The organism is Umezawaea sp., from assembly GCF_057122925.1.
This window is the reverse complement of record NZ_DBNGPQ010000081.1, coordinates 93,001-109,173: the sequence shown is the minus strand read 5'-3', so window position 1 is coordinate 109,173 and position 16,173 is coordinate 93,001. Positions and strand designations below refer to the sequence as shown.

The window sequence follows — 16,173 nt, the reverse complement described above, 5'->3', positions numbered from 1 at the left end:
ATGGACGTGCTCGCGGAACAGGACGCCTTGCAGACCGAGTCGAACGCCGTCGTCGACGCGCTGGGGTTGAACCAGTCGTTGGCCGCGGTGGGGGAGCCCGTGCGGGTGGGCGGTTCCGCACTGGGGCTGCTGGTGAAGAGGGACATCGACATCACCGTCGTCTGCCCGGACCTGGGCAAGGCGGTCCACGAGGCCGTGGTGGGCATCGGTGCCGAACTGGCCCGCCACCACCGCGTGGAACGGGTGCTGTTCCGCAACGACACCGGTGACTGGAACACCGACGCCGACTACCCGGACGGCTTCTACCTCGGCGTCGGCTGCCGGTCCGCCGCGGGGGACGACTGGAACCTCGACATCTGGTTCGTGGACGAGCCCGAGCGGCAGCCGGACCTCCAGCACATCAGGTCGATGCCCGCGCGCCTCAGCCCGGAGATCCGGACGGCGATCATCGAGATCAAGAAGGCCTACCTCGGCCGTCCCGAGTACGGGAAGTCGGTCAACGGGTTCGAGATCTACCGGGCCGTGGTCGACGGCGGTGTGCGCACGCCGGAGGAGTTCGAACTCCACCGCGCCGAGGGATCGGCCTAACGCCGTTCGGCGAACGCCGCCAGCGCCGCCCTGATCCGCTCGCCCAACTCCGGACTGCCCTTGTGGCCCGCGTCGGCGAACGTGTGCAGCTCCGATCCCGGCCACGCCCGGTGCAGCCGCCAAGCCGCCTCGACCGGGCAGCTCAGGTCCCGCAGCCCGTGGACCAGCACGCCGGGGATGTCCGCGAGCGTGCCGACGTCGCGCACGAGCACGCCCTCCTCCAGCCACGACCCGTGGCCCCAGTAGTGCGAGCAGATCCGGGCGAACGCGAGCGCGTCCGCCGACGGTTTCGCGCTGAACTGGTCCGGCTTGCCGTGCGACTCCAGCGACAGCACGGTGTCCTCCCACAGCAGCCACTCCGCCGCCGCCCGCTCCCTGACCTCCGCGTCGGGGTCGGCCAGCTGCCGCGAGTAGCCCGCGAACAGGTCGTCATCGCCCGCCGCGGCCCGGAACCGTTCCCACGCCTCGGGGAAGAACCGCCCGACGCCCCGGTAGAGCCAGTCGTTCTCGGCGCGCGTGCTCGTGGTGACGGCGACCAGCACCAGCTCGCTGACCCGTTCCCGGAACCGCTGCGCGTAGGCCAGTGCCAACGTCGACCCCCACGAGCCGCCGAACACCAGCCACCGCTCGATCCCGAGGTGCTCCCGCAGGGCTTCGATGTCGCGCAGCAGGTGGTCGGTGGTGTTGACGCCCAGGTCCGTCGACGGGTCGCTCGCGTGCGGGGTGCTTCGCCCGCAACCGCGCTGGTCGAACAGCACCACCCGGTACGCCGCCATGTCGAAGCTGCGCTGCGTGCCCTTCGGACTGCCCGCCCCCGGCCCGCCGTGCAGCACCACGGCCGGTTTCCCGTCGGGGTTGCCGTAGACCTTCCAGTAGAGGGTGTTCCCGTCGCCCACGTCCAGGAAGCCCTCGTCGTACGGCTCGATCACCGGAGTCGTCATGCCGTTGAACCTAGCGCCGCCGCGCCCGCGTGATGGCCCGTGCGCGGGCCACCAGGTCGTCGATCAGGTCGGCGTCCACGACCGGCGGGGCGCCGGTGTCGTCGTCGCAGCAGCGGGGCTTGGTGCGCTTGTCGCCGGTGCGGGGGCGGACGCCCGCCAGTTCGTACAGGGCGTCGTAGAGGTTGCGGCCGGGGTCGTCGTCGTGCGGGCCGACGAGCAGCACCCACACGGTGTCGGGGGACGGGAAGGCCACCACCACGCGGTCCGCGCCGCGCAGGTGCTTCACGCACAGGCGGGGGAGCGGGTCGGGGCCGGTGACGCGGTAGCCGAGCGCCGCGCAGCCGCTGTGGGCGAGTTCGTCCAGGAAGCGGTCGTAGGCCTGACGGGCCGGGCCGCGCAGGCCGGACGCCTGGGAGCCGGCCACCGGGGTTTCGACGACCTGGATCAACCGGTGCGGACCACGCGTCCTTCGCCCCGGTGCATCTGCTCCAGGCTGGCGGCGAGGTCGGTGCGGTCGAGCAGGGCCAGGTCGCTGAGCCTGCGGTGGACCTCGTCGAGCAGGCCGCGGTTCTTGCCCGCGCGGCGCAGGTCGGAGACGAGGTGCAGCACCTCGTGGAGGCGTTCGGCGTCGAGCAGCATCCGCGGCTCTCGGCTGCTGATGGCGAGCACGCCTTCGCGCGCCCACGCCTTCACGGTCTTCTCGGTGAGGTCGAGCAGTTCACCCGCCACGACGGGCCGGACGGGTGGCGCCTGCCGCAGCGCCCTCGTCACGACGGCCACGAGCTTGTGCCTGCGCACGTCGTCCTCGGAGAGGGTCGACGCCACCTCTTCGATCTCCTCGATCTGCTCGAACAGATCGCGGATCTGCGCTGCCTCGGTCGCTACGGACATGACGACCTCCCCTCAGTCACTACCAAGTATCAGTCATATTCTCGGTAGTCGCAACCGCCGCGTGGCGGCCCCCGCTCCACCGGGAGCCGCCACGGCGGGTGGGTCAGGAGGAGTAGAAGAGACCGGCCAGACCACCGTGCTTCCGACGGTGGCCGTGGTGCCCGTAGTGCACCTGCGGCGCGCCCCACGCGGGAGCGGGCTGGGCGTAGCCGGGCGGCGGGTAGGCGGCCGGCGGCGGCGCGACGGGCGGCGGAGTCGCCATCTGGGTCTCCAGACGGGTGATCGCCTCAAGCTCGCCGTAGTCGAGGAACACGCCGCGGCAGCCATCGCACTGGTCGATGTGCACCCCCATGCGGTCGTAGGTGCGCATGTTCGCGTGACACTTCGGACACTGCATCGTGTGGGCCTCCTGCTCGTACACGCCCCTTCGGCGATACGTCCGATATTAGCCGCGAGCCATGTGTGGATGTGCCGCGACGATCCGATCGCACGTCTCGACGAGTGCTTCCTGTGCTTCGTCCAGGGGCTTCTCGTCGCGCTGAGCAGCCAGGAGGGCACGGGCCGCCATCTGGACGACCAGCGCGCGGGCCGGGACCTCCAGTGCGGCCCACGGGTCGCGCGGGTCGACGGCGGCACCACCGGCGGCGACGTACGCGTCGAGGAACCGTCCCCAGGTCTCCGGGTCGAGGACCCCGGCGGCGTGCAGGGCGGCCGGGCGGGCCAGGTCCCAGGCCGGGTCCCCGATGCCGAGGTCGTCCACGTCGATCAACCGCCAGCCGTCCGCCTCCACCATCTGCCCGAGGTGCCAGTCGCCGTGGCACACGGTGAGGTGGGTCGGGGTGTCGACCCCCGGAAGGGTGTCGAACGCTCGCAGCACCCCGTCGGCGTGGCCGCCCAGGTCGGCCTGGCGGAGTTCCGCGATCGTGCGGGCCATCCGGTGCGGTGCCCCGGAGGGGGGTTGGACGCCGGGGAAGTCGGTCGGGCCGAAGCGGTGCAGGTCGGCCAGGAGGGTGGCGGCTTGTTCGAGGGGAGCGGTGTCGGGGTCGCGTTCCGGGACCGGGGTGCCCAGGGGCCACGTCGTCACCGCGCGTCCGCGGACCTCGGCCGGGATGACGGTCAGGGGTGGGAGGACGAGGGTGCGCAGGCGCGGGTCGGCCGCCAGGCGGAGCCTGGCCGACAGCTCCGCCGGGTCGGTGTTCGGTTCGTGGGCCTTCAGGACCGTGTCGCCGACGCGGATGACCACCACCTCGCCGCGCACGGCCAGTACCACCGGGGGGTCGTCGCCGGGGATCAGCGCGGCCATACCGGCTACCAGGTCTGGGGTCACCTGTTCAGTGAATCATCCCGGCCGGTCGGAGAACCGCGGCTCCCGGTGCCGGCGTGGTGAGGCCGAGGCGACGTGGAGCCCCTCCTTCTGAGCCTTCGACCGGGCTGGAGGGGCGGTCCCGAAAGCCTGCCCGATCATCACCGTCCACGCTCGGGAGCCCAAGCCGAATCGGCCGCGTTCCGCTGCGGGGCCTTGCTGTTCGTGGTGGGTCGCCCTGGTTCGTCTGCTGTGGTGACGCTCACCGGGGGGTGGGGGCGCCCGCGGGTGAAGATGGGCCGTGCCCTCCCGTGTCGATCCGCTCACCGTTGTCGCCATCGGTGTCGCGCTGGTGGCCGTGTCGTTCTCCGGTCCGCTGATCGCGTTCGCCGCCGCTCCGGCCTTGGCGATGGCCTTCTGGCGCAACAGCCTCGCCGTCGGGGTGCTGGGGCCGTTCACGCTGGTTCGGCGGGGGGAGGAGTTGCGGGGGCTGGCGCGGCGGCGTGCTGGTGGGTACAGCGTTCTCGCCGGTGTCGCGCTGGCCGCGCACTTCGCCACCTGGATGCCCAGCATCCAGCTCACCAGCGTCGCCACGGCCACCGCGCTGGTGGCCACCCAGCCGATCTGGCAGACGGTGATCGCTCGGCTGCAGGGGCGTCGGGTGCCCGCCGCCACGTGGTTCGGCACGGTGCTCGCGGTGGCGGGCGTCGCCATCGCCACCGGGGCGGACTTCTCCGTTGCCGGGCCCGCCCTGGTCGGTGACCTGCTGGCGTTGGCCGGTGGTGCGACGGCGGCCGTCTACACCGCGTTCGGGGAGCGGGCGCGCGGGTCGGTCACGACGACCACGTACACGCTCGTCTGCTACTCGGTGTGCGCCGCGCTGCTGCTGGTGGGCTGCCTGGCGTTCGGCGTCCCGCTGGTGGGCTTCAGCGCGAGCACCTGGCTGGCGATCCTCGGTCTCGTGGTGGGTGCGCAGCTGCTCGGGCACTCGATGTTCAGCTACGCGCTGCACCAGGTGTCCGCGAGCACCGTCAGCCTGCTGATCCTGCTGGAGGTTCCCGGCGCGGCCGTGATCGCGTGGCTGTGGCTCGGCCAGGTGCCGCGTCCTGAAGCGCTGCCGGGGCTGGTGCTGCTGCTCACGGGGCTCGCCGTGGTGGTGGTGACGGGCGCGCGCGCCAACCGCCGTGTCGCGGTCCCCGCGGTCGGGTAGTGGTCGGGTTTGGCGCACCGCGCTTCCGGGGAACCCCGGCGGGTCCGCCGTCGTCGAGCGGGTGAACACCGGGGGCCAGGTGGTACCCGTTTTGACCCCGGTAGACGAAGAGAGGTATCTTTGGTACTCGTGCCCGACCCATGTCGGGCCGCTCCGTGTGCCTATGCACCGGCAACGCCCTCGCGTGGCGGCGCCGGTTTGCCTGAAGCATCGGTGTCCTCCACTCGCTGGAACACCTGCGGTGTTACCCGCGGACCTTGGGATCCGGGCGACACGCCCGACCTCGGGTGCAGAGAGGGATCAAGTAAACAGGGCTCGCCAGCACGTGTGACGAGACGCAACAACGGAAGAAGCAGCCGGCGTATGCCAACGATCCAGCAGCTGGTCCGCAAGGGCCGCACTGACAAGGTCGCCAAGCAGAAGACCGCGGCCCTCAAGGGGAGCCCGCAGCGGCGCGGTGTGTGCACCCGCGTCTACACCACGACCCCGAAGAAGCCGAACTCGGCGCTCCGCAAGGTCGCTCGCGTGAAGCTGACCAGCGGCATCGAGGTCACCGCGTACATCCCTGGTGAGGGCCACAACCTCCAGGAGCACTCGATGGTGCTCGTGCGCGGCGGTCGTGTGAAGGACCTGCCGGGTGTTCGCTACAAGATCATCCGCGGTTCCCTGGACACCCAGGGCGTGAAGAACCGCAAGCAGGCTCGCAGCCGCTACGGCGCGAAGAAGGAGAAGTCCTAATGCCCCGCAAGGGACCGGCCCCGAAGCGGCCGCTCATCTCCGACCCGGTCTACAGCTCTCCGCTGGTGACCCAGCTCATCAACAAGGTGCTGGTCGACGGCAAGCGGTCGGTCGCCGAGAAGATCGTCTACGAAGCGCTCGAGGGTGCTCGCGAGAAGACCGGCACCGACCCGGTCGTCACGCTGAAGCGCGCTCTGGACAACGTCAAGCCGACCCTCGAGGTCCGCAGCCGCCGTGTTGGTGGCGCGACCTACCAGGTGCCGGTCGAGGTCCGTCCGTCGCGCTCCACCACGCTGGCGCTCCGCTGGCTCATCACCTTCTCCCGGCAGCGCCGTGAGAAGACGATGGTCGAGCGTCTGATGAACGAGCTGCTCGACGCGAGCAACGGCCTCGGCGCGAGCGTCAAGCGTCGCGAGGACACGCACAAGATGGCCGAGTCCAACAAGGCCTTCGCTCACTACCGCTGGTGATGCGCAGCCCGGCCCGCGATCCGCGGGTCGGGCTCCCCCAGCCCTAGGTGAGCGCTGCTACCAGCTGCTCAAAGACAGGGGAAGACACCCGTGGCACAGGAAGTGCTCACCGATCTGGCCAAGGTCCGCAACATCGGGATCATGGCGCACATCGACGCGGGCAAGACCACGACGACCGAGCGAATCCTCTTCTACACGGGGAAGAGCTACAAGATCGGCGAAGTGCACGACGGCGCTGCGACGATGGACTGGATGGAGGAGGAGCAGAAGCGCGGCATCACGATCACGTCCGCCGCGACGACCTGCTTCTGGAAAGACCACCAGATCAACATCATCGACACGCCGGGCCACGTGGACTTCACGGTCGAGGTCGAGCGTTCGCTGCGCGTTCTCGATGGCGCTGTTGCCGTGTTCGACGGCAAGGAAGGCGTCGAGCCCCAGTCCGAGCAGGTCTGGCGGCAGGCGACCAAGTACGACGTGCCCCGCATCTGCTTCGTCAACAAGATGGACAAGCTGGGCGCCGACTTCTACTTCACCGTGCGCACCATCCAGGAGCGGCTCGGCGCCAAGCCGCTGCCGATCCAGCTCCCCATCGGCTCGGAGAGCGACTTCATCGGAGTCGTCGACCTGGTCGAGATGCGCGCCCTCACGTGGCGCGGCGAGGTGGAGAAGGGTGAGGACTACACGGTCGAGGAGATCCCGGCCGACCTCGCCGACAAGGTCGCCGAGTTCCGCGAGAAGCTGATCGAGGCCGTCGCGGAGACCGACGACGACCTGATGGAGCTGTACCTCGGTGGCGAAGAGCTGTCGGTGGAGCAGATCAAGACCGGTATCCGCAAGATCGTGACCAACAGGTCCGCGTACCCGGTCCTCTGCGGTTCCGCGTTCAAGAACAAGGGCGTCCAGCCCATGCTCGACGCGGTCATCGACTACCTGCCGTCGCCGCTCGACGTGCCGCCGGTCGAGGGCACCCTGCAGGACGGCGTCACCCCGGCGTCCCGCAAGCCCTCGAAGGAAGAGCCCTTCGCGGCTCTCGCCTTCAAGATCGCGGCGCACCCGTTCTTCGGCAAGCTGACCTACATCCGGGTCTACTCGGGCAAGCTCTCCGCGGGCACCCAGGTCATCAACTCGACCAAGGACCGCAAGGAGCGCATCGGGAAGCTCTTCCAGATGCACGCCAACAAGGAGCAGCCCGTGGATGAGGCCCAGGCGGGCCACATCTACGCGGTGATCGGTCTCAAGGAGACCACCACCGGCGAGACCTTGTCGGACTCGCAGAACCCGATCGTCCTGGAGTCGATGACGTTCCCCGACCCGGTCATCCGGGTCGCGATCGAACCGAAGACCAAGGCCGACCAGGAGAAGCTGGGCACGGCGATCCAGAAGCTGGCCGAGGAGGACCCGACCTTCCAGGTCCAGCTGGACGAGGAAACGGGTCAGACCATCATCGCGGGCATGGGCGAGCTGCACCTCGAGGTGCTCGTCAACCGCATGAAGTCGGACTACAAGGTCGAAGCGAACATCGGTAAGCCTCAGGTGGCGTACCGGGAGACCATCCGCGGCACCGTGGAGAAGTACTCCTACACGCACAAGAAGCAGACCGGTGGCTCCGGCCAGTTCGCCAAGATCCTCATCACCCTGTCGCCTCTGGAGAGCACCGACGGTGCCCTCTACGAGTTCGACAACAAGGTCACCGGTGGCCGCATCCCCAGGGAGTACATCCCGTCGGTGGACGCGGGCGCCCAGGACGCCATGCAGTACGGCGTGCTGGCGGGTTACCCGCTGGTGGGCATCAAGCTGACCCTGCTCGACGGTGCGTACCACGAGGTCGACTCGTCCGAGATGGCGTTCAAGATCGCGGGCTCCATCGCGCTCAAGGAAGCCGCTCGGAAGGCCAACCCCGTGCTCCTCGAGCCGGTCATGGCGGTCGAGGTGACCACGCCCGAGGACTACATGGGCGACGTCATCGGTGACCTCAACTCCCGCCGTGGCCAGATCCAGGCCATGGAGGAGCGCAGTGGCGCCCGTGTCGTGAAGGCACTGGTTCCGCTGTCGGAAATGTTCGGGTATGTCGGCGACCTGCGGTCTCGCACCCAGGGTCGCGCGAACTACTCGATGGTGTTCGACTCCTACGCCGAGGTTCCGACCAACGTGGCGAAGGAAATCATCGCGAAGGCGACGGGCGAGTAACCCAAACCGGAGCACCGCAGTTCTAGCGGGCTCTCCGGGGGTTCTCCCTGGGGTCCGCACAATCGACCCTGACGTGTAGTCCGGCGGGCGCGAAGCCGCCCGCCGGACAAGCAATACGAAGTCCAGGAGGACAATCCAGTGGCGAAGGCGAAGTTCGAGCGGACGAAGCCGCACGTCAACATCGGCACCATCGGTCACATCGACCATGGCAAGACCACGCTGACTGCTGCTATCTCCAAGGTGCTGCACGACAAGTACCCGGAACTCAACCAGTCGTTCGCGTTCGACCAGATCGACAAGGCGCCGGAAGAGAAGCAGCGCGGCATCACGATCTCGATCGCGCACATCGAGTACCAGACCGAGAAGCGCCACTACGCGCACGTCGACTGCCCCGGTCACGCGGACTACATCAAGAACATGATCACGGGTGCGGCGCAGATGGACGGCGCCATCCTGGTCGTGGCCGCGACCGACGGCCCGATGCCGCAGACCAAGGAGCACGTGCTCCTGGCCCGCCAGGTCGGCGTGCCCTACATCGTCGTCGCGCTGAACAAGTCCGACATGGTGGACGACGAGGAGATCCTGGAGCTCGTCGAGCTCGAGGTCCGCGAGCTGCTCTCCGAGTACGAGTTCCCCGGCGACGACCTCCCCGTGGTCCGCGTCTCGGCGCTCAAGGCCCTCGAGGGCGACGCCGAGTGGGCCGACAAGCTCATCGGTCTCATGGACGCGGTCGACGAGGCCATCCCGGAGCCGGAGCGCGAGGTCGACCGTCCGTTCCTCATGCCCGTCGAGGACGTCTTCACGATCACCGGCCGCGGCACCGTGGTGACCGGTCGCATCGAGCGGGGCATCCTCAAGGTCAACGAGGAGATCGAGATCGTCGGAATCAAGGAGACCTCGCGCAAGACGACGGTCACCTCGATCGAGATGTTCAAGAAGTTCCTCGACGAGGGCCGCGCGGGCGACAACGCCGCGCTGCTGCTCCGCGGCATCAAGCGCGAGGAGGTGGAGCGCGGCATGGTGATCGTGAAGCCGGGCACCACCACCCCGCACACCGAGTTCGAGGCGCAGGTCTACATCCTCTCGAAGGACGAGGGTGGCCGCCACACGCCGTTCTTCAACAACTACCGCCCGCAGTTCTACTTCCGCACCACGGACGTGACCGGCGTCGTTGACCTCCCCGAGGGCACCGAGATGGTCATGCCGGGTGACACCACGGGCATGACGGTGAAGCTGATCCAGCCCATCGCCATGGACGAGGGCCTGCGTTTCGCCATCCGCGAGGGTGGGCGCACCGTGGGTGCGGGCTCGGTCACCAAGATCATCAAGTAAGTGATCCTGGTCTAATTCCAGACCCCGATTTGGACCGTCACACCCCCGTGTGGCATCCTTAACGGGTTGCTCGTCGGGGCGGCCGCGTTCATCAGAATTCGGCCGCCCCGTCACGAGCGGTCCGCGCCCTGAGTCATTGGACATCGGTTAACCCCGCTGGCTGATCAGGGTGCTGCGGGTCAGGCAAGACCCATCCCACGGAGTTATCTCAGTGGGACCGGCTTATGCATCGGGCGCGACACGCCCGACCGCGTGGACCGGGCACCGTGACATTTGAACAGGGGCGGAGCGCGCCAAGGGTCCCCAGTGACCCCCATTAGGCACCGCACCGCAGCGGTACGAGAAGCAGAGGAACGGCAAGCCACTATGGCGGGACAGAAGATCCGCATCCGGCTCAAGGCCTACGACCACGAGGCGATCGACGCGTCCGCGCGCAAGATCGTCGAGACCGTGACGCGCACCGGCGCTCGGGTCGTCGGGCCTGTGCCGCTGCCCACTGAGAAGAACGTTTACTGCGTCATCCGCTCGCCGCACAAGTACAAGGACTCGCGCGAGCACTTCGAGATGCGCACGCACAAGCGTCTGATCGACATCCTCGACCCGACGCCGAAGACGGTGGACGCGCTCATGCGCATCGACCTGCCGGCGAGCGTCGACGTCAACATTCAGTAAGTGGACGCGGCAGTGTTGATCCCATTTGGGGCGGAGAGTAACGAGACCCATGTCTGACAGGCAGGTTAAGGGGCTCCTGGGCACCAAGCTCGGCATGACTCAGGTCTTCGACGAGAACAACCGGATCGTTCCGGTCACCGTCGTCAAGGCCGAGCCGAACGTGGTCACCCAGGTGCGAACCCAAGAAATCGACGGCTACACGGCTGTGCAGCTGGCCTTTGGCGCTATCGACCCGCGCAAGGTCAACAAGCCCGTGACGGGCCACTTCGCCAAGGCTGGCGCGACGCCACGCCGCCACTTGGCTGAGCTGCGCACCACGGACGCGACCGAGTACCAGGTCGGCCAGGAGCTCACCGCTGAGGTGTTCGAGGCCGGCGCTGTTGTCGACATCATCGGCACCAGCAAGGGCAAGGGCACCGCGGGCGTCATGAAGCGACACGGCTTCAAGGGCCTGGGCGCGAGCCACGGCACGCAGCGCAAGCACCGCTCGCCGGGTTCCATCGGCGGGTGTGCCACTCCTGGTCGCGTGTTCAAGGGTGTCCGCATGGCTGGCCGCATGGGCCACGAGCGCGTGACCACTCAGAACCTGACCGTTCACCGCATCGACGCCGAGGCGGGGCTGCTGCTCATCAAGGGCGCTGTTCCCGGTCCCAAGGGCGGTGTGGTGTTCATCAAGAGCGCTGCGAAGGGTGGTGCCTGATGACGAACACCGTTGAGGTGCACACGCCGGACGGCAAGACCGACGGCAGCGTCGAGCTGCCCGCCGCGATCTTCGACGCGCAGGCGAACATCTCGCTGCTGCACCAGGTCGTCGTGGCCCAGCGGGCCGCGGCTCGCCAGGGCACGCACAGCACGAAGACCCGCGGCGAGGTCTCCGGTGGCGGCAAGAAGCCGTACCGCCAGAAGGGCACCGGCCGCGCCCGTCAGGGCTCGACCCGCTCGCCCCAGTTCGCCGGTGGTGGTATCTCGCACGGCCCGCAGCCGCGCGACTACACCCAGCGGACGCCCAAGAAGATGAAGGCCGCCGCCCTGCGCGGTGCCCTCTCCGACCGGGCTCGCGCCGGCCAGCTGCACATCGTGAGCGCTCTGGTGAACGGGGACACCCCCTCCACCAAGACCGCCCGCAAGCTGCTGGAGACGGTGACCGAAGCACGTCGCGTTCTGGTCGTGCTGAACCGCACCGACGAGGTCTCGTGGGTCAGCCTGCGCAACCTCGACCGCGTGCACGTGATCGCGCCCGACCAGCTCAACACCTACGACGTGCTGGTCAACGACGACGTGGTGTTCACCAAGGACGCGTACGACGTGTTCATCGCCGGACCGGCCCGTGGCCGCTCCGCGAAGGCCGTCGCCCGTTCCTCCGAGGTGTCCGAGGAGGCCGAGAAGTGATCCCCGACCACAGGGACATCCTGCTCGCGCCGGTGATCTCCGAGAAGTCCTACGGGCTGCTCGAGGAGAACAAGTACACCTTCGTGGTGGCGCCCGGCTCGAACAAGACCCAGATCAAGATTGCCGTTGAGAAGGTCTTCGGCGTCAAGGTCGTCAGCGTCAACACGCTCAACCGGCAGGGCAAGCGCAAGCGCACCCGGTCCGGCTATGGCAAGCGCAAGGACACCAAGCGCGCCATCGTGACGCTGTCTGCCGAGAGCAAGCCGATCGAGATCTTCGGCGGCCCGGCCGCCTGATGACGACGAGGACTGCGTAGAGATGGGCATTCGCAAGTACAAGCCGACGACCCCCGGTCGTCGCGGTGCGAGCGTCTCCGACTTCGCCGAGATCACTCGGTCGACGCCGGAGAAGTCGCTGGTCCGTCCGCTGCACGGCCGAGGTGGCCGTAACGCGTCGGGCAAGATCACCACGAGGCACAAGGGTGGCGGTCACAAGCGGGCTTACCGCTTGATCGACTTCCGCCGCACCGACAAGGACGGCGTGCCGGCCAAGGTCGCTCACATCGAGTACGACCCCAACCGCACGGCGCGCATCGCACTGCTGCACTACTTGGACGGCGAGAAGCGCTACATCATCGCCCCCGAGAAGCTGCGCCAGGGCGACATGGTGGAGAACGGGCCCAAGGCTGACATCAAGCCGGGCAACAACCTCCCCCTGCGCAACATCCCGGTCGGTACGGTCATCCACGCGATCGAGCTCCGCCCCGGCGGCGGCGCGAAGATCGCCCGTTCCGCAGGCGTGAGCGTCCAGCTTGTCGCCAAGGACGGCCCGTACGCCCAGCTGCGTCTCCCCTCGGGCGAGATCCGCAACGTGGACGTCCGCTGCCGCGCCACGGTTGGTGCCATCGGCAACGCCGAGCACAGCAACATCAACTGGGGCAAGGCCGGCCGTATGCGCTGGAAGGGCCGCAAGCCCACCGTCCGTGGTGTCGCCATGAACCCGGTCGACCACCCGCACGGTGGTGGCGAGGGCAAGACCTCCGGTGGTCGCCACCCGGTCAACCCGGCTGGTAAGCCCGAAGGCCGTACCCGCCGCCGCAAGCCAAGCGACAAGCTCATCGTCCGGCGTCGTCGCACCGGTAAGAAGCGCTGAGCAGGAAGGGAGTGAAGGATGCCTCGCAGCCTTAAGAAGGGCCCCTTCGTTGACGACCACCTGCTCAAGAAGGTGGACGTTCTCAACGAGTCGGGCAAGAAGACCGTCATCAAGACCTGGTCCCGCCGGTCCACGATCATTCCGGACATGCTGGGGCACACCCTCGCGGTGCACGACGGCCGGAAGCACGTCCCGGTGTTCGTGACCGAGGCCATGGTTGGGCACAAGCTGGGCGAGTTCGCCCCGACGCGCACCTTCAAGGGCCACATCAAGGACGACCGGAAGTCGCGCCGCCGCTAGGCGACGAACTAGGAAGAAGCTAAGGGGAAGCAGCGATGAACGCCCGCAACGATGCCAGTGCGCCGGAGTACCCGCGCGCCGTGGCTCGGGCTCGCTACGTCCGCGACACGCCGATGAAGGTGCGTCGCGTGATCGAGCTCATCAGGGGCCGTAGCGCCAGCGACGCCCTGGCCGTGCTCCAGTTCGCGCCTCAGGCGGCAAGTGAGCCGGTCGCGAAGGTGCTCGCCAGCGCCGTGGCCAACGCCGAGAACAACCTCTCCCTGGACCCGACCACCCTCTGGGTGTCGAAGGTCTACGTGGACGAGGGGCCGACGCTGAAGCGTTTCCGTCCGCGGGCCCAGGGCCGCGCGTACCGGATCCGCAAGCGCACGAGTCACATCACCGTCGAGGTCGAGTCCCGTCCCAAGACGGAAGCCCGTCCCAAGGCGGTTCGCAAGACCAGCGCGAAGGGAAGTAACCGGTAGTGGGTCAGAAGATCAACCCGCACGGCTTCCGGCTGGGGATCACCACTGACTGGAAGTCCCGCTGGTACGCCGATAAGCAGTACGCCGAGTACGTGGCCGAGGATGTCAAGATCCGCAAGCTGCTCGGCCGTGGCATGGAGCGTGCCGGCATCTCGAAGGTGGAGATCGAGCGCACCCGTGACCGCGTTCGCGTCGACATCTTCACCGCACGGCCGGGCATCGTCATCGGTCGTCGCGGTGCCGAGGCCGACCGCATCCGCGGTGAGCTGGAGAAGCTCACCAAGAAGCAGGTGCAGCTGAACATCCTCGAGGTCAAGAACCCCGAGTCGGATGCGCAGCTCGTTGCCCAGGGTGTGGCGGAGCAGTTGTCCAACCGCGTCGCCTTCCGGCGCGCGATGCGCAAGGCCATCCAGTCGGCCATGCGCTCCCCGCAGGTCAAGGGCATCCGCGTGCAGTGCGGCGGTCGTCTCGGCGGTGCCGAGATGTCCCGTTCCGAGCACTACCGCGATGGCCGAGTGCCGCTGCACACGCTGCGCGCGGACATCGACTACGGCTTCTTCGAGGCCCGCACCACGTTCGGCCGTATCGGCGTGAAGGTGTGGATCTACAAGGGTGACGTCGTCGGTGGTCTGAACGCCAAGCGTGAGCGTGACGCCGCCCCGTCGGCCGACCGCGCGCCTCGTCGCGACCGCGATGCCCGCCCGAACCGGGCCCGTCGTTCTGGTGCCAGCGGCACCACGCCGACGAGCACCGAGGCTGGGCGCGCCGCGGCCGACGCACAGGCCAGCGAGACGCCGGCAGCCCCGGCCGCTGAAGAGAAGACGGAGGGCTGAGTCGTGCTCATCCCGCGGAGGGTTAAGCACCGCAAGCAGCACCACCCCGGTCGGTCGGGTGCTGCCAAGGGCGGCACGAGGGTCACCTTCGGTGAGTTCGGCATCCAGGCTCTGGAGCCGGCCTACGTGACCAACAGGCAGATCGAGTCCGCGCGTATTGCCATCAACAGGCACATCCGTCGTGGTGGCAAGGTCTGGATCAACATCGTCCCGGACCGCCCGCTGACGAAGAAGCCCGCCGAGACCCGCATGGGTTCCGGTAAGGGTTCTCCGGAGTGGTGGGTGGCCAACATCAAGCCGGGTCGGGTGCTCTTCGAGATGAGCTTCCCGAACGAGGCCGTGGCCCGCGAGGCACTGCGCCGCGCGATCCACAAGCTCCCGATGAAGTGCCGCATCGTTACGCGTGAGGGTGGTGAGTTCTGATGGCAGCGGGTACCACCGCTTCCGAGCTGCGTGAGCTCACCGAGGAGGAGCTCGTGCTGCGCCTGAAGGAGGCGAAGGAGGAGCTGTTCAACCTCCGCTTCCAGATGGCCACCGGGCAGCTTGACAACAACCGTCGTCTGCGGACGATCCGGCACGAGATCGCCCGGATCTACACCGTGATGAGGGAGCGGGAGCTCGGTCTCTCGGTTTCCCCCGACGCGGTCTCCACTGGTGAGGGTGCGGCATGACCGAAAGCAACGAAGCCACGACCGAAGACCGCAACGACCGCAAGGTCCGCGAGGGTTACGTCGTCGGCGACAAGATGGACAAGACGATTGTGGTCGCGCTCGAGGACCGCAAGAAGCACCGCCGGTACTCCAAGGTCCTGCGCTCCACCACCAAGGTGAAGGTGCACGACGAGGAGAACACGGCCGGTGTGGGTGACCGCGTTCGCCTCATGGAGACGCGTCCCCTCTCCGCCACCAAGCGCTGGCGGCTCGTCGAGATCCTCGAGAAGGCCAAGTAGTAGTTCGTTGGACCGAGCCTGTCAGGTCGGAAATCTGGCAGGCCAGGAATGGTCAGGAGTTGTAAGTGATCCAGCAGGAGTCGCGGCTGCGCGTCGCCGACAACACCGGTGCGAAGGAAATCCTTTGCATCCGTGTTCTCGGTGGCTCGGGCCGCCGCTACGCGGGTATCGGGGACATCATCGTCGCGACGGTGAAGCAGGCCATCCCCGGTGCCAACGTGAAGAAGGGCGATGTCGTCAAGGCCGTCATCGTTCGGACCGTGAAGGAGCGTCGTCGTCCCGACGGTTCCTACATCCGGTTCGACGAGAACGCCGCCGTGCTCATCAAGCCGGACAACGAGCCGCGGGGTACCCGCATCTTCGGACCGGTCGGCCGTGAGCTGCGCGACAAGAAGTTCATGAAGATCATCTCGCTGGCACCGGAGGTGCTCTAGCCATGAAGGTCAAGAAGGGCGACACGGTCGTCGTCATCGCCGGCAAGGACAAGGGCGCCAAGGGCAAGGTCATCCAGGCCCACCCGGACACCAACAAGGTGCTGGTCGAGGGCGTGGCCAGGGTCAAGAAGCACACCCGGATCTCGCAGACCCAGCGTGGTGCGCAGTCCGGTGGCATCGTGACCCAGGAGGCCTTGATCCACGTCTCCAACGTGATGGTCGTCGACGCGGACGGCAAGCCGTCCCGCATCGGCTACCGGACGAACGACGAGGGCAAGCGCGTCCGCATTTCCCGTCGTAACGGGAAGGACATCTGA

The 16,173-nt window shown here is 67.9% G+C and carries 24 protein-coding genes; 19 read left to right on the top strand and 5 right to left on the bottom strand.

The window, feature by feature from the left end:
- Positions 1 to 588 (top strand): hypothetical protein, encoded by a 588-nt coding sequence (locus AC156L_RS18505; protein WP_484407070.1) that lies wholly within the window; start codon positions 1 to 3, stop codon positions 586 to 588.
- Here the strand turns inward: AC156L_RS18505 and pip are convergent.
- The 5 genes from pip to AC156L_RS18480 all read right to left on the bottom strand — a co-directional run bounded on the left by pip (position 585) and on the right by AC156L_RS18480 (position 3,747).
- Positions 585 to 1,529: a prolyl aminopeptidase gene (gene pip, locus AC156L_RS18500; RefSeq protein ID WP_484407069.1), complete on the bottom strand. Its 945-nt coding sequence runs from the start codon at positions 1,527 to 1,529 to the stop codon at positions 585 to 587. The genes AC156L_RS18505 and pip overlap by 4 nt on opposite strands.
- A 10-nt stretch (positions 1,530 to 1,539) precedes the next feature.
- The gene (locus AC156L_RS18495) at positions 1,540 to 1,977 is read right to left on the bottom strand and encodes a hypothetical protein (protein ID WP_484407068.1); all 438 of its coding nucleotides are present in this window, start codon (positions 1,975 to 1,977) and stop codon (positions 1,540 to 1,542) included.
- Positions 1,974 to 2,420: a hypothetical protein gene (locus tag AC156L_RS18490; RefSeq protein WP_484407066.1), complete on the bottom strand. Its 447-nt coding sequence runs from the start codon at positions 2,418 to 2,420 to the stop codon at positions 1,974 to 1,976. The genes AC156L_RS18495 and AC156L_RS18490 overlap by 4 nt, the downstream gene beginning before the upstream one ends.
- 103 nt (positions 2,421 to 2,523) lie before the next feature.
- Positions 2,524 to 2,817, bottom strand: a complete 294-nt coding sequence (locus AC156L_RS18485) for a TFIIB-type zinc ribbon-containing protein (protein WP_484407065.1) — start codon at positions 2,815 to 2,817, stop codon at positions 2,524 to 2,526.
- Positions 2,818 to 2,865: 48 nt separating this feature from the next.
- Positions 2,866 to 3,747, bottom strand: a complete 882-nt coding sequence (locus AC156L_RS18480; RefSeq protein WP_484407064.1) for a phosphotransferase — start codon at positions 3,745 to 3,747, stop codon at positions 2,866 to 2,868.
- A gap of 277 nt (positions 3,748 to 4,024) precedes the next feature.
- Here AC156L_RS18480 and AC156L_RS18475 point away from each other — a divergent pair, with 277 nt between their 5' ends.
- The 18 genes from AC156L_RS18475 to rplX all read left to right on the top strand — a co-directional run bounded on the left by AC156L_RS18475 (position 4,025) and on the right by rplX (position 16,173).
- A complete protein-coding gene (locus AC156L_RS18475) occupies positions 4,025 to 4,933 on the top strand; it encodes a DMT family transporter (RefSeq protein ID WP_484407063.1) in 909 nt (302 codons plus the stop codon).
- A 363-nt stretch (positions 4,934 to 5,296) separates the two neighbouring features.
- Positions 5,297 to 5,671 (top strand): 30S ribosomal protein S12, encoded by a 375-nt coding sequence (gene rpsL / locus AC156L_RS18470; RefSeq protein WP_090015396.1) that lies wholly within the window; start codon positions 5,297 to 5,299, stop codon positions 5,669 to 5,671.
- Positions 5,671 to 6,141: a 30S ribosomal protein S7 gene (rpsG, locus tag AC156L_RS18465; RefSeq protein WP_106187108.1), complete on the top strand. Its 471-nt coding sequence runs from the start codon at positions 5,671 to 5,673 to the stop codon at positions 6,139 to 6,141. The genes rpsL and rpsG overlap by 1 nt, the downstream gene beginning before the upstream one ends.
- Before the next feature lie 90 nt (positions 6,142 to 6,231).
- Complete coding sequence (fusA, locus tag AC156L_RS18460) at positions 6,232 to 8,331, top strand: elongation factor G (protein WP_484407061.1); 2,100 nt, start codon at positions 6,232 to 6,234, stop codon at positions 8,329 to 8,331.
- Positions 8,332 to 8,469: 138 nt separating this feature from the next.
- Positions 8,470 to 9,663, top strand: coding sequence for an elongation factor Tu (gene tuf / locus AC156L_RS18455; RefSeq protein WP_484407060.1), 1,194 nt, complete (start codon positions 8,470 to 8,472; stop codon positions 9,661 to 9,663).
- A 366-nt stretch (positions 9,664 to 10,029) separates the two neighbouring features.
- Positions 10,030 to 10,335, top strand: a complete 306-nt coding sequence (gene rpsJ / locus AC156L_RS18450; RefSeq protein ID WP_003938093.1) for a 30S ribosomal protein S10 — start codon at positions 10,030 to 10,032, stop codon at positions 10,333 to 10,335.
- Positions 10,336 to 10,384: 49 nt separating this feature from the next.
- On the top strand, positions 10,385 to 11,035 hold the full coding sequence (rplC, locus tag AC156L_RS18445) for a 50S ribosomal protein L3 (protein WP_259627823.1): 651 nt from the start codon (positions 10,385 to 10,387) through the stop codon (positions 11,033 to 11,035).
- Positions 11,035 to 11,724 carry a 50S ribosomal protein L4 gene (gene rplD, locus AC156L_RS18440; RefSeq protein WP_484407058.1) on the top strand — a complete coding sequence of 230 codons (690 nt, stop codon included), beginning with the start codon at positions 11,035 to 11,037 and terminating at the stop codon, positions 11,722 to 11,724. The genes rplC and rplD overlap by 1 nt, the downstream gene beginning before the upstream one ends.
- Positions 11,721 to 12,020 carry a 50S ribosomal protein L23 gene (gene rplW / locus AC156L_RS18435; protein ID WP_259627821.1) on the top strand — a complete coding sequence of 100 codons (300 nt, stop codon included), beginning with the start codon at positions 11,721 to 11,723 and terminating at the stop codon, positions 12,018 to 12,020. The genes rplD and rplW overlap by 4 nt, the downstream gene beginning before the upstream one ends.
- Before the next feature lie 22 nt (positions 12,021 to 12,042).
- On the top strand, positions 12,043 to 12,876 hold the full coding sequence (gene rplB / locus AC156L_RS18430) for a 50S ribosomal protein L2 (RefSeq protein WP_484407057.1): 834 nt from the start codon (positions 12,043 to 12,045) through the stop codon (positions 12,874 to 12,876).
- 18 nt (positions 12,877 to 12,894) lie between these two features.
- Positions 12,895 to 13,176 carry a 30S ribosomal protein S19 gene (gene rpsS, locus AC156L_RS18425; RefSeq protein ID WP_086669030.1) on the top strand — a complete coding sequence of 94 codons (282 nt, stop codon included), beginning with the start codon at positions 12,895 to 12,897 and terminating at the stop codon, positions 13,174 to 13,176.
- A 35-nt stretch (positions 13,177 to 13,211) separates the two neighbouring features.
- The gene (gene rplV / locus AC156L_RS18420; protein ID WP_259627819.1) at positions 13,212 to 13,640 is read left to right on the top strand and encodes a 50S ribosomal protein L22; all 429 of its coding nucleotides are present in this window, start codon (positions 13,212 to 13,214) and stop codon (positions 13,638 to 13,640) included.
- Complete coding sequence (rpsC, locus tag AC156L_RS18415; RefSeq protein WP_106187116.1) at positions 13,640 to 14,473, top strand: 30S ribosomal protein S3; 834 nt, start codon at positions 13,640 to 13,642, stop codon at positions 14,471 to 14,473. Before rplV ends, rpsC begins: the two co-directional genes overlap by 1 nt.
- Before the next feature lie 3 nt (positions 14,474 to 14,476).
- Positions 14,477 to 14,896, top strand: coding sequence for a 50S ribosomal protein L16 (gene rplP / locus AC156L_RS18410; protein ID WP_484407055.1), 420 nt, complete (start codon positions 14,477 to 14,479; stop codon positions 14,894 to 14,896).
- A complete protein-coding gene (gene rpmC / locus AC156L_RS18405) occupies positions 14,896 to 15,144 on the top strand; it encodes a 50S ribosomal protein L29 (RefSeq protein ID WP_106187118.1) in 249 nt (82 codons plus the stop codon). Before rplP ends, rpmC begins: the two co-directional genes overlap by 1 nt.
- Positions 15,141 to 15,422: a 30S ribosomal protein S17 gene (gene rpsQ / locus AC156L_RS18400; RefSeq protein ID WP_259627818.1), complete on the top strand. Its 282-nt coding sequence runs from the start codon at positions 15,141 to 15,143 to the stop codon at positions 15,420 to 15,422. Before rpmC ends, rpsQ begins: the two co-directional genes overlap by 4 nt.
- 65 nt (positions 15,423 to 15,487) lie before the next feature.
- Entirely contained in the window at positions 15,488 to 15,856 is a 369-nt protein-coding gene (gene rplN / locus AC156L_RS18395) for a 50S ribosomal protein L14 (RefSeq protein WP_106187120.1), read from the top strand.
- Between the two features lie 2 nt (positions 15,857 to 15,858).
- Positions 15,859 to 16,173, top strand: coding sequence for a 50S ribosomal protein L24 (rplX, locus tag AC156L_RS18390; protein ID WP_106187121.1), 315 nt, complete (start codon positions 15,859 to 15,861; stop codon positions 16,171 to 16,173).